The sequence below is a fragment of the Streptomyces sp. NBC_00028 genome (assembly GCF_045041065.1).
GTDB lineage: Bacteria > Actinomycetota > Actinomycetes > Streptomycetales > Streptomycetaceae > Streptomyces.
On the sequence record NZ_CP108293.1, the window covers coordinates 5,605,465 to 5,618,698 of the forward strand.

Genomic DNA, 13,234 nt, shown 5'->3' on the forward strand with positions numbered 1-13,234 from the left:
ACAGATGGACAGATCAGCCTAGTTGGGGATCGACCACCCATTCACCCCGGCGCATCACGCCCTTGAGCTCGAAGTCGGCGTCGAGCAGGACGAGGTCGGCGTACCGGCCGGGTTCGAGGGAGCCGACCCGGTCGGCCATGCCCAGCAGTCGGGCCGGGTTGGCGCACAGGGCGGCGACCGCGTTCTCCACCGGCAGCCTGTCGACCGTCACCGCGCGCTGGAAGGCCCGGTCCAGGGTCAGCGTCGACCCAGCGATCGAACCGCCCTCCACCAGCCGGGCCACGCCCTCGCTGACCTCGACCTCCAGCGGGCCGAGCATGTAGCGGCCGTCGCCGAAGCCGGCCGCGTCCATCGCGTCCGTGATGAACGCGACCCGGTCCGGGCCCTTGTGATGGAACGCCAGCTGGAGGGCGGCCGGGTGTAGATGCGTACCGTCGTTGATGAGCTCGACCGTGATCCGCTCGTCCTCCAGGAGCGCGGCGATCGGGCCCGGGGTGCGGTGGCCGAGGGCGGGCATCGCGTTGAAGAGATGGGTGGCGACGGTGGCGCCCGCGTCGATGGCCTCCACCGTCTGCTCGTACGTCGCGTCGGTGTGGCCGATCGCCGCGATGACGCCGTGCTCGGCGAGCAGCCGTACGGAGTCGATGCCGCCGGGGAGTTCGGTGGCGAGCGTGACCATCCTGGCCTGGCCCCGCGCGGCGTCGATCAGCTTGCGGACCTCGGCGGGGTCGGGGTCGCGCAGCAGCTCCTCGGAGTGCGCGCCCTTGCGGCAGGGGGAGATGAACGGGCCCTCGAAGTGGATGCCGGCGATGTCGCCCTGCTCGGCGAGCTCGCTGAGCAGGCCGGCGCGCTGGGCGAGGAAGTCCATGTCACCGGTGACGGTGGAGGCGACGAGGGTGGTGGTGCCGTGCACGCGGTGCGTGTGGATGCCGTGGAGTACGTCTTCGGTGGTGCCGGAGGTGAAGCTGGCTCCGCCGCCGCCGTGGTTGTGGATGTCGACGAACCCTGGGATGAGCCAGTGGCCGGATACGTCGATGACCTGGGCGTTCTCCGGTGCGGCGCCGATGATTGTGTCGCCGTCGACGATCACTCGGCCGTTCTGGACGGTTCCGGTGGGGAGGACGACCGTGGCGCCGGACAGGATGAGAGGGGTGCTGTTCGATGCGGGGTGCGAGTCCGTTGTGGTTGATCGCGCAGTTCCCCGCGCCCCTAGCGGCGTTGCCATCAGGGCGTTACCTCCATGCCGTCAGTTGTTGTGAGGAGATCCCAGGCCAGTAGCCCGGCACCCAGGCAACCCGCTGTGTCGCCCAGCGCCGCCGGGACCACCGACGGCAGCTTCTGGAAGGTGATCCGCTGTTGGACGGCATCCCTTAGTGGTGTGAACAAGGTTTCCCCCGCCTCCGCCAGCCCGCCACCGATGATCAGGGTGCTGGGGTCCAGGAGGGTGAGGGCGGTGACCAGGCCGTCGGCGAGGGCGTCGATCGCGTGCTGCCAGACGGCCTGAGCCCGCGGGTCGCCGGACTCGACGGCTTTCGCGCAGTCGGCCGCGTCCGCCTCCGGGTCCCCGGCCGCCGCGGCCCACGCCTCGCTGACCGCCGCCGCGGAGGCGTACCGCTCCAGGCAGCCGGACTGGCCGCAGGGACACGGGGTCCCTCCGGGGCGTACGACGATGTGGCCGATCTCGCCCGCGAAACCGTGGGCGCCCGCCTCCACCCGGCCGCCGATGCCGATGGCGCCCGCGATGCCGGTGCCGAGGGGGACGAAGAAGAAGCGGTCCGCGCCTTGGCCGGCGCCGATCCGGCCCTCGGCGAGGCCGCCGGTGCGGACGTCGTGGCCGAGGGCGACGGGGACCGCGAGGCGTTCGGTGAGCAGCGCGCGCAGCGGGACGTCGCGCCAGCCGAGGTTGGCGGCGTAGCGGGCGACGCCCTGGTCGGCGTCGACGATGCCGGGGACGGCGATGCCGGCGGCTGACGCGGGCTCGCCGAGGTGCTCGGCGCCGTACGCGTGCAGCTCGGCGGCGAAGTCGAGGATGCCCTCGACGACCGCGTCCGGGCCGCGCTCCCGGCCGGTCGGGCGGCGGGCCTGGTGCAGCAGCTCGCCGGAGGCGCCGACGAGGGCGGCCTTCATTCCGGTGCCGCCCACATCGAGGGCGATGACATGTCTCACGGGGGTAGTGTGGCCCGCCGACCCGGGAGAGGTCTAGTCCACTCACGTGGTGTAGACCTTATGTCTGACCTTTCGAAAGTTTCGGAGGTTCCAGTGACGATGACGACGATGTGGGGCTCGGCAGTGCGGCGGCGTAGGACAGGAACGATCGCGGTGGTGTCCGCACTGGGCATGACGGCGGTTCTCGGCGGCTGCGGCCTGGGCGACGACGAGGGGGACGTGACCCTGCGCCTGGTCGCCGCGGACTACGGGAACAGCAAGGCGAACAGCTCCCAGAAGTACTGGGACGCGCTGGTCGCGGACTACGAGTCCGAGCACCCCGGCGTGAAGGTCGACGTCAGCGTCTACTCCTGGAACGACGTCGACCGCGAGGTCAAGGACATGGTCGCCGACGGGAACCCGCCCGACATGGCGCAGATCGGCGCGTACGCCGACTATGCCGCCGACGGCCTGCTCTACTCCGCCGGTGAACTGCTCTCCATCTCCACCGAGGCCGACTTCGTCTCGCGGCTCGCCGCGGCGGGGGAGGTCGACTCGACGCAGTACGGCATGCCGTTCGCGGCCTCCACCCGGCTGCTCTTCTACAACAAGACCCTTTTCACCAAGGCCGGGCTGACCCCGCCGAAGACCTGGGCGGAGCTCGCCGCGGACGCCGCCGCGCTGAAGGCGGCCGGCGTGAAGTACCCGTACGCCCTGCCCCTCGGCTCCGAGGAGGCGCAGGCCGAGACCATGCAGTGGCTGCTCAGCGGCGGGGGCGGCTACACCGAGGACATCGGCACCTACGGCATCGACTCGGCGGCCAACGTCGACACCCTGACCTGGCTCAAGGACGACCTCGTCGGCAAGGGGCTGACCGGGCCGGTCGCGCCGGGGAAGCTGAACCGGGCCGACGCGTTCGCCGCGTTCGCGAACGGCGAGGTCGGGATGTTGAACGGGCATCCCACGCTGATGAAGACGGCCGCGGCCAAGGGCGTGAAGTTCGGCATGGTCCCGATGCCCGGCGTCGACGGCCCGACCAAGTACTCCATGGGCGTCGCCGACTGGATGACGGCGTTCAAGCAGAACGGGCACGCCGAGCAGATCGGGGACTTCCTCGACTTCGTCTACGACGAGAAGAACGTGCTCGCCTTCTCCCGTGAGTACGACCTGCTGCCGGTCACCGTGTCGGCCTCCGAGGTCATGAGCACGGCGAAGGAGGACAAGGACCTGGAGCCCTTCCTGGAGGAACTCCCCGGCTCCGAGCTCTACCCCGTCGGCAAGACGTCCTGGGCGGAGGTCAGCGTGGCGGTCAAGCAGCGGATCGGCACGGCGGTGGCGGCCGGGGGCAGCCCCTCGGCGGTCCTCGGCGGCATCCAGTCGAAGGCGCTGATGGCGGAGAGCGCGGAGTAGGGCTTGTCAGTGGCGGGGGCTACGGTCGCTGACATGAACGACCTGGCCCCCCGAGAACAGGCCATCCTCGCCCTCGAACGCCGCGGCTTCGCCGGCCCCGGCGCGAAGGAGCGCGCGATACGCGAGGAACTGGGCCTGGCCCCGGTCCGCTACTACCAGCTGCTCAACGCCCTGCTGGACGACCCGAGGGCCCTGGCCCACGACCCGGTCACGGTGAACCGGCTGCGCAGGGTGCGGGAGGCACGCAGATCGGAGCGGTGAGGATCGGAGCGTCACCTTGTCGGCGCCGGTCCGCATCAACCAGCCCGTCCGGCGTTTGAGGACGAGGCCCGTTCAGGGCCGAAGCGGGGGTCTGGGGGCGGCAGCCCCCAGGGATGGGACGGGTAAGGGCGGCGGGGGCGAGAAAAAGGCGTGCGGTCCGCTGCCGTGGATAGGGTCCTTCCATGGGCAGCCACCAGGACTCCACGCACCCCACGGACGACCTCCTGCGCACGCCGGTGACCCAGGCCGGCCGCGACGGGCTCGCCGCGATGCTCGCGCGGCCCGGCAAGACGGTCGTCGCGCTCGACTTCGACGGGACGCTCGCGCCGATCGTGGCCGACCCGGAACAGGCCCGGGCCCACCCCGACGCCGTGTCCGCGCTCGCCGCCCTCGCCCCGAACCTCGCCTCCATCGCCGTCGTCACCGGCCGCCCCGCCGGAGTCGCCGTCCGCCTCGGCGGCTTCGCGGGCGTCCCCGGCCTCGAACACCTCGTCGTCCTCGGCCACTACGGCGCCGAGCGCTGGGACGCCGCCACCGGCGAGGTCACCGCCCCCGCCCCGCACCCCGGTGTCGCCGCCGTCCGCGCCGAACTCCCCGGCTTCCTCGACGGCATCGGCGCCTGGCACGGCACCTGGATCGAGGAGAAGGGGCGGGCCGTCGCCGTCCACACCCGCCGCGCCGAGGACCCGCAGGCCGCCTTCGACGCCCTGCGCGCCCCGCTCACCGGCCTTGCCGACCGCCACGGCCTGATCGTCGAACCCGGCCGGCTCGTCCTCGAACTCCGCCCACCGGGCGTCGACAAGGGCCGGGCCCTGACGGAGTACGTCCGTGAGCTGGGCGCCGAGGCCGTGCTCTACGCCGGCGACGACCTCGGAGACCTCCCCGCCTTCGCCGCCGTGGACAAGCTCCGCTCCGACGGGGTCGCCGGGCTGTTGGTGTGCAGCGCCGGCAGCGAGGAGGTGGCCGAGCTGAGGGAACGGGCCGACCTGGTGGTGGACGGCCCGGCGGGGCTGGTGACGCTGCTGACGCGCCTGGCGGAGCGGCTGCCTCCCGCCCCCGGGACTCAGCCGCGCAACGCCGCCAGCTGATCCAGGAACCACTGCGCGGGCGGCAACGCCGTGGCCGCGGCGGCGAGCCGCTTCGTGCGCTCCGTGCGCTCCCCGGGCCCCATCGTCAGCGCCTCGTGCAGGGCGTCGGCGGTGCCGATCACGTCGTACGGGTTGACCACGATCGCGTCCTCGCCGAGCTCCTCGTACGCCCCCGCCTCCCGTGACAGCACCAGCGCGCACCCCTCGTCGGAGACGACCGGCATTTCCTTGGCGACCAGGTTCATACCGTCGCGGATGGGGTTGACCAGGGCCACGTCGGCGAGCCGGTACGCGGCGAGGGAGCGCGCGAAGTCGTCCTTGACGTGCAGCACCACCGGGGTCCAACCGGGCGTCCCGTACGCCGAGTTGATCTCCTCCGCCACGCGCTGCACCTCGGCGGTGTAGTCCCGGTAGACGGCGAGGTCCTGCCGGGAGGGGTAGGCGAACGCCACGTGCACGACCCGCTCCCGCCACTCGGGGCGGGTCGCCAGCAGATGCTCGTACGCGTGCAGACCGCGCACGATGTTCTTCGACAGTTCGGTGCGGTCGACCCGGACGATCGTGCGGCGGCCCGCGCCGATCTCCGTCCTCAGGGCGGTCATCCGCTCGGCCACGTCCGCCTCGTGCGACCGCTTGCGCAGGAAGTCCGCGTCCGCGCCGAGCCCGTGCACCCCGATCCGGGTGTCCCCGAGCCCGCCGACGATCTCCGTCGCGCACGCCTCGAACGCCGACGCCCAGCGCCGGGTCAGGAACCCCAGCCGGTCGGCGCCGAGCATGCCCCGCAGCACCTGCTCGGCGATGTCGTCCGGCAGCATCCGGAAGTACTCCGGCGGCGCCCACGGGGTGTGCGAGAAGTGGCCGATCCGCAGGTCGGGGCGGAGCTCCCGGAGCATCCCCGGCACCAGCGTGAGGTGGTAGTCCTGCACCACGACCGCCGCCCCCCGCGCGGCCTCCTCCGCCAGCGCCTCGGCGAAGGCGCGGTTGTAGGTCTCGTACGACGCCCACTGCCGCCGGAACTCCGCGTCGAAGACCGGTTCCAGCGGGGTCTGGTACAGCAGGTGGTGGACGAACCACAGGACCGAGTTGGCGATGCCGTTGTACGCGTCCGCGTGCACGTCGGCCGGGATGTCGAGCATCCGTACGCCGGCCTCGCCCGCCCCGCGCCGTACCGCCTCGCGGTCGCCGTCGCTCAGCGCCGAGCAGACCCACAGGGCGTCCGCGTCGGAGCCGATCGCCGACAGACCCGAGACCAGCCCCCCGCCACCGCGCCGGGCGGACAGCGTGCCGTCCGCCCGGACCTCGTAGGAGACCGGGCCACGGTTGGAGGCCACCAGTACCTGAGCAGCACCGAACGTTGAAGCCATACGGATCAACCTAGCCCGGTCACGGAACACTCAAACGTGCGTCCGGTCCGGTGCGGTCCTGCGGCCCGCACGGCTCAGGCGACCTTGCGGGTCGCGTACTCCGCGATGTCCGCCATCGGCGGGCGTTCCTCCGTGTCCACCGAGTAGGTGCGGGGCTCGAAGCCGGTCTCGCCGCGTTCGAACTGGGTGAGGGAGGGGCGGATGAGATGGCCGCGGGCCAGCCGGAGCTGGGCCGTGCGGTAGATCGCGGCGGACATCCGGCCGAGGGCCTGGCCGTCCTGGTGACGGTGCTTGCGGACGCCGACGTCGACCTGGGCGAGCGCGTCGAGGCCGACCAGGTGCAGCGCGTCGACCAGCATGCCGAGCTCGACGCCGTAGCCGACCGGGAACGGCAGCTGTTCGAGCAGGGACCTGCGGGCCGCGTACTCGCCGCCCAGCGGCTGGACGAAACCGGCCAGCTGCGGCCAGTGCATGTTCAGCAGCGGGCGGGCCATCAGCTCGGTCACCCGGCCGCCCTGGCCCGCAGCCCCACCGAGCGGGCGGTCGTACATGGCCTTGACCAGGTCGACCCCGGGTTCGGTGAGCAGCGGGCCGACGATCCCGGCGACGAAGTCGGAGGAGAACTCCTTCAGGTCGGCGTCGATGAAGCAGACGATGTCGCCGCTGGTCACCAGCAGCGAACGCCACAGCACCTCGCCCTTGCCGGGCACGGTGGGCAGGCGGGGCAGGATCGCGTCGCGGTGCACGACCGTGGCGCCGGCCGCGGCCGCCACCTGTGCCGTACGGTCGCTCGACCCCGAGTCGACGACGACGATCTCGTCGACCAGCGGGACCTGCTGCATCAGGTCGTGACGGATGATCGCGACGATGTCGCCGACCGTCTCCTCCTCGTTCAGCGCGGGCAGCACGACACTGACCGACTGACCCGTGCGCTGCTTGGCGGCCAGGATCTGGTGGAGCGGCCGGTCGGTCACGGACCAGGAGCGGGTGGTCAGCCAGCGCTCGACTTCTTCCAGCACGTGGGCGACTCCTCTACTTGTGATCCACTACTTGTGATCCATCTCGCGGTTCGGACGACTATCTCAACTGTCCAGGTCGTCGGTTACAGTCTTGAACAACGCGGATGACCATCGCATGTCCTGGATCATCCGACGTTCACAACTTCATACCGCTCATCCAGAGGGGCAGAGGGATACGGCCCGATGAAGCCCCGGCAACCCTCCAGTCGGTACTCGCACACGTGAGGCTCCCGACTCGGGAAGGTGCCAAATCCGTCTCACGGCGAGATGCGTCGTGAGGAAGATGAGGAGAAAGGGCCTCGCCTCTCATGGCTGCGCAGACTGTCGAAAACACCACCGGAACCACCGTCGACCTCGGCCCCGCCGCGGCGCTCAGCTGCCGCGAATGCGGTCACCGGGTGCCTCTCGGCCCGGTCTTCGCCTGCGAGGAGTGTTTCGGCCCGCTCGAGATCGCGTACGACTTCTCCGCCTACGACGCCGAGGAGCTCCGCAAGCGGATCGAGGCGGGACCCGCGAACATCTGGCGCTACGCGCCGCTGCTGCCCGTCCCCGCGGACGTGGCCGACAAGCCCAACATCAACCCCGGCTGGACCAAGCTCGTCAAGGCCGACAACCTCGCCCGTGAGCTGGGTGTCGAGGCCGGCAAGCTGTTCGTGAAGGACGACTCCGGCAACCCGACGCACTCCTTCAAGGACCGGGTCGTCGCCCAGGCCATCGAGGCCGCCCGGGCCTTCGGCTTCACCACGCTCTCCTGCTCCTCCACCGGCAACCTCGCCGGTGCCGTCGGCGCCGCCGCGGCCCGCGCCGGCTTCCGCTCCTGCGTGTTCATCCCGCACGACCTGGAGCAGGGCAAGGTCGTCATGGCCGCGGTCTACGGCGGTGAGCTCGTCGGCATCGAGGGCAACTACGACGACGTGAACCGCTTCTGCTCCGAGCTGATCGGCGACCCGGCCGGCGAGGGCTGGGGCTTCGTCAACGTCAACCTGCGGCCGTACTACGCGGAGGGTTCCAAGACCCTCGCGTACGAGATCTGCGAGCAGCTCGGCTGGCAGCTTCCCGACCAGCTGGTCGTGCCGATCGCCTCCGGCTCCCAGCTCACCAAGATCGACAAGGGGCTCCAGGAGCTGATCAAGCTCGGGCTCGTCGAGGACAAGCCGTACAAGATCTTCGGCGCGCAGGCGGAGGGGTGCTCGCCGGTGTCGGTCGCCTACAAGGCGGGCCACGACGTCGTCCGCCCCCAGAAGCCGAACACCATCGCCAAGTCCCTCGCCATCGGCAACCCGGCCGACGGTCCCTACGTCCTGGACATCGCGCGTCGCACCGGCGGTGCGGTGGAGGACGTGAACGACGAGCAGATCGTCGACGCGATTCGGCTGCTCGCCAGGGCTGAGGGCATCTTCGCGGAGACCGCCGGTGGTGTGACCGTGGGCGTGACGAAGAAGCTGATCGAGAACGGTCTGCTGGATCCGACGCTGACGACGGTCGTGCTGAACACCGGCGACGGTCTGAAGACACTGGACGCGGTGGCCGAGACGGGGCTGACCGCGACCATTCGCCCCAACCTGGAGTCCTTCCACGAGGCCGGACTCGCATAGTCGTTGTTGTCTGCGGGCCGGTGGGGGCTGGTCGCGCCCACGCGGCGGAAGCCGCACATTGAACACAGCCCCGCGCCCCTAGGTGCGTCATCCTGACCGGAGGATCAATCGTGAGCGTCAACGTCCGCATCCCCACCATCCTGCGCACCTACACGGGTGGCCAGGCCGAAGTGACCGCCGAGGGCTCGACCCTCGCCGACGTCATCGCCGACCTGGAGAAGAACCACACGGGCATCGCCGCCCGGGTGCTCGACGACCAGGGCAAGCTGCGTCGGTTCGTCAACGTGTACGTCAACGACGACGACGTCCGCTTCGAGCAGGGCCTGGAGACCGCCACCCCGGACGGCGCCGGCGTCTCGATCATCCCGGCCGTCGCCGGCGGCTGAGTCCAGCTGACCGAATGACTGATCATTACCGTCGGTAAGGCCGATTACCGAGAGTTCAACGAATTGCCCCCTCCGTGAGAGAAACGGAAGGGGCAATTCTCTATGGTTGAGCGCGGTACAGTTGGGGAAGCTGCTGCGCCTTCCATGCCACACGCATATGAGTTCCTGCTCCACTTGCGACGAGAAGCAGCCAAAGTGTGCGGTTCTTTTGTGAGTCTTGTGCCTTTTATGGGGCCCGACTTGCCCCGAATTCGGGCGAATTCTCGCTACATTCCGGACCCCGCACGTCCAGAATTCTCGTCCGATTGACCTGTTGCAGACGGCAGTTGGACAGATACATTCAGCCGCGGTCGACGCGTTCCGGCGCACGCCCCCAATCCGTGGGGGGTGAGGTCTGACCCGGATCCGCGAAGTGTGGATCTGTGCAAGGGCCAGTAATAGGGGAGTTAGGCATGGCTCAGGGCACCGTCAAGTGGTTCAACGCGGAGAAGGGGTACGGCTTCATCGCGGTCGACGGTGGTGCGGATGTTTTCGTCCACTACAGCGCGATCCAGATGGACGGGTACCGCACCCTGGAAGAGGGTCAGCGGGTCGATTTCGAGATCTCGCAGGGCCAGAAGGGGCCGCAGGCGGACATGGTCCGACTGGCGACCGGCTGAAGCACGCGCCGACTGACTAGCAGCGACGTTCTTCTTTGAAGGGCCCGCACCTCATGGGGAGTCATGGGTGCGGGCCCTTCGGCGTGCCCGGGACCCCGCACGTCCTGCCCGGACCCCCTGCGGTGACTGCCCGATCCCCGGGAGGCGCTTGCACTCGACCATGCCGAGTGCTAATCATTGGCGTTAGCACTCTGAAGGTGAGAGTGACAAAGAAGGACCGGGTCGGTGAGGCCCGCAGGCCAGGTGGGGCAAGGAACCACGAGGTGTGCGAGCCGTCCGTCGCGGGCGCGGGCGCGGTCCGAAGGAATCACCCCCAGTCCTGGAGGGACCACTTCACATGGCCAAGATCATCGCGTTCGACGAGGAGGCGCGGCGCGGCCTCGAGCGCGGCATGAACCAGCTCGCGGACGCCGTCAAGGTGACGCTCGGCCCCAAGGGTCGCAACGTCGTCCTCGAGAAGAAGTGGGGCGCCCCCACGATCACCAACGATGGTGTCTCCATCGCCAAGGAGATCGAGCTCGAGGACCCGTACGAGAAGATCGGCGCCGAGCTGGTCAAGGAAGTCGCGAAGAAGACCGACGACGTAGCCGGCGACGGCACGACGACCGCGACCGTCCTGGCCCAGGCCCTGGTGCGCGAGGGTCTGCGCAACGTGGCCGCCGGTGCCAACCCGATGGCCCTCAAGCGCGGTATCGAGAAGGCCGTCGAGGCCGTCTCCGGTGCCCTCCTTGAGCAGGCGAAGGATGTCGAGACCAAGGAGCAGATCGCTTCGACGGCCTCCATCTCCGCCGCCGACACCCAGATCGGCGAGCTCATCGCCGAGGCGATGGACAAGGTCGGCAAGGAAGGCGTCATCACCGTCGAGGAGTCCCAGACCTTCGGTCTGGAGCTGGAGCTGACGGAGGGTATGCGCTTCGACAAGGGCTACATCTCCGCCTACTTCGCCACCGACATGGAGCGTATGGAGGCGTCCCTGGACGACCCGTACATCCTGATCGCCAACTCCAAGATCGGCTCCGTCAAGGACCTGCTCCCGCTCCTGGAGAAGGTCATGCAGTCGGGCAAGCCGCTGCTGATCATCGCCGAGGACGTCGAGGGCGAGGCCCTGTCGACCCTGGTCGTCAACAAGATCCGCGGCACCTTCAAGTCCGTCGCCGTCAAGGCCCCGGGCTTCGGTGACCGCCGCAAGGCCATGCTCGGCGACATCGCCATCCTCACGGGCGGCGAGGTCATCTCCGAGGAGGTCGGCCTCAAGCTGGAGAACGCGACCCTGGACCTCCTGGGCCGCGCCCGCAAGGTCGTCATCACCAAGGACGAGACCACCATCGTCGACGGTGCCGGCTCCGCCGACCAGGTCGCCGGCCGGGTCAACCAGATCCGCGCCGAGATCGAGAACAGCGACTCGGACTACGACCGCGAGAAGCTCCAGGAGCGCCTGGCCAAGCTCGCCGGTGGCGTCGCCGTCATCAAGGCCGGTGCCGCGACCGAGGTCGAGCTCAAGGAGCGCAAGCACCGCATCGAGGACGCCGTGCGCAACGCCAAGGCGGCCGTCGAGGAGGGCATCGTCGCCGGTGGTGGCGTGGCCCTGCTCCAGGCCTCCGGTGTCTTCGAGAAGCTGGAGCTGGAGGGTGACGAGGCGACCGGCGCTGCCGCCGTCAAGCTCGCCCTTGAGGCCCCGCTGAAGCAGATCGCCGTCAACGCCGGCCTCGAGGGCGGCGTCGTGGTGGAGAAGGTCCGCAACCTCACCCCGGGTCACGGCCTCAACGCCGCGACCGGTGAGTACGTCGACCTGGTCAAGGAAGGCATCATCGACCCGGCGAAGGTCACGCGCTCCGCTCTGCAGAACGCCGCCTCCATCGCCGCGCTCTTCCTCACCACCGAGGCCGTCATCGCCGACAAGCCGGAGAAGGCCGCCGCGCCCGCCGGTGGCGGTATGCCGGGCGGTGACATGGACTTCTGATCCCTCGCGGATCGGTCTCGTCCTTGCCGAGGGCGGCCCTCCCTGTTCCGACAGGGGGTGCCGCCCTCGGGCGTTTCCCGGAGGTGGGCGGGATCACAGGGGCCCGGGGAAGGGGAGGGGTGTACTGAGCGGTTGCTTACTGCGTACTGTCCATGCGTATGCACATACCCGACGGTACCCACCGCTCGTACCACCGCTAGGAGCCCGCGTGACCGCCACCCCCTCCCGTGCCGCCGAGATCCTCTCCCGGCCGATCACGATCAACGGCCTGACCGTCCCGAACCGCATCGTGATGGCGCCGATGACCCGGATGTTCTCCCCGGGCGGCATCCCGGGCGCGGACGTGGCGTCGTACTACGCGCGGCGCGCGGCGGCGGGCGTGGGCCTGGTCGTCACCGAGGGGACGTTCGTCGGCCATGACTCGGCCGGGTACAGCGGCCGCGTCCCGCGCTTCCACGGCGAGGAGCAGCTCGCGGGCTGGCAGCGGGTCGCCGCGGACGTGCACGCGGCGGGCGGCACGATCGTCCCGCAGCTGTGGCACATCGGCATGGTCCGCAAGGAGGGCCAGAACCCCTTCCCCGAGGCCCCCGCGGTCGGCCCCTCCGGCATCCGCGTCGGCGCGAGCGAGTCCACCGGTACGACGATGACCCAGCGCGACATCGACGATGTCATCGGCGCCTTCGCCGAGGCCGCGGCCGCGGCGGAGCGCATCGGTATGGACGGCGTGGAGATCCACGGCGCGCACGGCTACCTGGTCGACCAGTTCCTCTGGTCCGGCACGAACCGCCGTACGGACGGCTACGGCGGTGACGCGGTCGCCCGTACCAGGTTCGCCGCCGAGATCGTCGCCGCCATCCGCGAGACGGTCTCGGCCGACTTCCCGGTCATCTTCCGCTACTCGCAGTGGAAGCAGGAGGCCTACGACGCCCGGCTCGCCGAGACCCCGGAGGAGTTGGAGGCCATCCTGAGCCCGCTCGCCGCCGCCGGTGTCGACGCCTTCCACGCCTCCACGCGCCGCTACTGGCTCCCCGAGTTCGACGGCGCCGACCTGAACCTCGCGGGCTGGACCAAGAAGCTCACCGGCAAGCCCACCATCACCGTCGGCTCGGTCGGCCTCGACGGCGACTTCCTCAACGCGTTCGTGGGCGAGGGCTCCCCGCTCAAGGGGCTCGACGACCTCCTCGACCGCCTGGAGCGCGACGAGTTCGACCTCGTGGCCGTCGGGCGCGCGCTGCTCCAGGACCCGGAGTGGGCGGCGAAGGTCCTCGCGGACCGCTTCGAGGAGCTCAAGCCCTACGACGCGGCGGCGCTGAAGTCGCTGAGCTGACCCCGGTCGCCGGTTCGGCT

Annotated in this window: 12 protein-coding genes and 1 riboswitch; of the genes, 8 read left to right on the forward strand and 4 right to left on the reverse strand. The window is 70.1% G+C overall.

Translation table 11 applies throughout. The features are described 5' to 3' along the window. Window positions 1-13: 13 nt before the first annotated feature. Together nagA and OG885_RS25185 are read right to left on the reverse strand one after the other, a co-directional pair. The gene (gene nagA / locus OG885_RS25180) at window positions 14-1,225 is read right to left on the reverse strand and encodes an N-acetylglucosamine-6-phosphate deacetylase (protein ID WP_405735240.1); all 1,212 of its coding nucleotides are present in this window, start codon (window positions 1,223-1,225) and stop codon (window positions 14-16) included. Next, on the reverse strand, window positions 1,225-2,166 hold the full coding sequence (locus tag OG885_RS25185) for an ROK family protein (protein ID WP_405735243.1): 942 nt from the start codon (window positions 2,164-2,166) through the stop codon (window positions 1,225-1,227). Before OG885_RS25185 ends, nagA begins: the two co-directional genes overlap by 1 nt. A gap of 171 nt (window positions 2,167-2,337) precedes the next feature. On the opposite strand from OG885_RS25185, the gene OG885_RS25190 reads away from it, so the two are divergent. The 3 genes from OG885_RS25190 (at window position 2,338) to otsB (ending at window position 4,904) form a co-directional block, all read left to right on the forward strand. Further along, window positions 2,338-3,555, forward strand: a complete 1,218-nt coding sequence (locus OG885_RS25190; protein WP_405742865.1) for an extracellular solute-binding protein — start codon at window positions 2,338-2,340, stop codon at window positions 3,553-3,555. 33 nt (window positions 3,556-3,588) lie between these two features. Beyond that, window positions 3,589-3,816: a DUF3263 domain-containing protein gene (locus OG885_RS25195; RefSeq protein ID WP_059195838.1), complete on the forward strand. Its 228-nt coding sequence runs from the start codon at window positions 3,589-3,591 to the stop codon at window positions 3,814-3,816. A 182-nt stretch (window positions 3,817-3,998) separates the two neighbouring features. After that, window positions 3,999-4,904 (forward strand): trehalose-phosphatase, encoded by a 906-nt coding sequence (gene otsB, locus OG885_RS25200; RefSeq protein ID WP_405735247.1) that lies wholly within the window; start codon window positions 3,999-4,001, stop codon window positions 4,902-4,904. Here otsB and OG885_RS25205 read toward each other — a convergent pair. Both OG885_RS25205 and OG885_RS25210 read right to left on the reverse strand, forming a co-directional pair. Continuing rightward, window positions 4,880-6,268 carry a trehalose-6-phosphate synthase gene (locus OG885_RS25205; protein ID WP_405735249.1) on the reverse strand — a complete coding sequence of 463 codons (1,389 nt, stop codon included), beginning with the start codon at window positions 6,266-6,268 and terminating at the stop codon, window positions 4,880-4,882. The genes otsB and OG885_RS25205 overlap by 25 nt on opposite strands. A gap of 74 nt (window positions 6,269-6,342) precedes the next feature. Further along, a complete protein-coding gene (locus OG885_RS25210; RefSeq protein WP_405735251.1) occupies window positions 6,343-7,287 on the reverse strand; it encodes a glucosyl-3-phosphoglycerate synthase in 945 nt (314 codons plus the stop codon). Window positions 7,288-7,437: 150 nt separating this feature from the next. Continuing rightward, window positions 7,438-7,577, forward strand: a riboswitch (SAM riboswitch). A gap of 18 nt (window positions 7,578-7,595) precedes the next feature. Here OG885_RS25210 and thrC point away from each other — a divergent pair. From thrC to OG885_RS25235, 5 genes are all read left to right on the forward strand, one after another. Further along, window positions 7,596-8,882 carry a threonine synthase gene (gene thrC, locus OG885_RS25215; protein WP_405735254.1) on the forward strand — a complete coding sequence of 429 codons (1,287 nt, stop codon included), beginning with the start codon at window positions 7,596-7,598 and terminating at the stop codon, window positions 8,880-8,882. A gap of 110 nt (window positions 8,883-8,992) precedes the next feature. Then, window positions 8,993-9,268, forward strand: coding sequence for a ubiquitin-like small modifier protein 1 (locus OG885_RS25220; protein WP_405735256.1), 276 nt, complete (start codon window positions 8,993-8,995; stop codon window positions 9,266-9,268). A gap of 452 nt (window positions 9,269-9,720) precedes the next feature. After that, entirely contained in the window at window positions 9,721-9,927 is a 207-nt protein-coding gene (locus OG885_RS25225; RefSeq protein ID WP_007493268.1) for a cold-shock protein, read from the forward strand. Between the two features lie 337 nt (window positions 9,928-10,264). Then, a complete protein-coding gene (gene groL / locus OG885_RS25230; protein ID WP_059195844.1) occupies window positions 10,265-11,887 on the forward strand; it encodes a chaperonin GroEL in 1,623 nt (540 codons plus the stop codon). Window positions 11,888-12,095: 208 nt separating this feature from the next. Beyond that, complete coding sequence (locus tag OG885_RS25235; RefSeq protein ID WP_405735260.1) at window positions 12,096-13,214, forward strand: NADH:flavin oxidoreductase; 1,119 nt, start codon at window positions 12,096-12,098, stop codon at window positions 13,212-13,214. Window positions 13,215-13,234 lie beyond the last annotated feature (20 nt).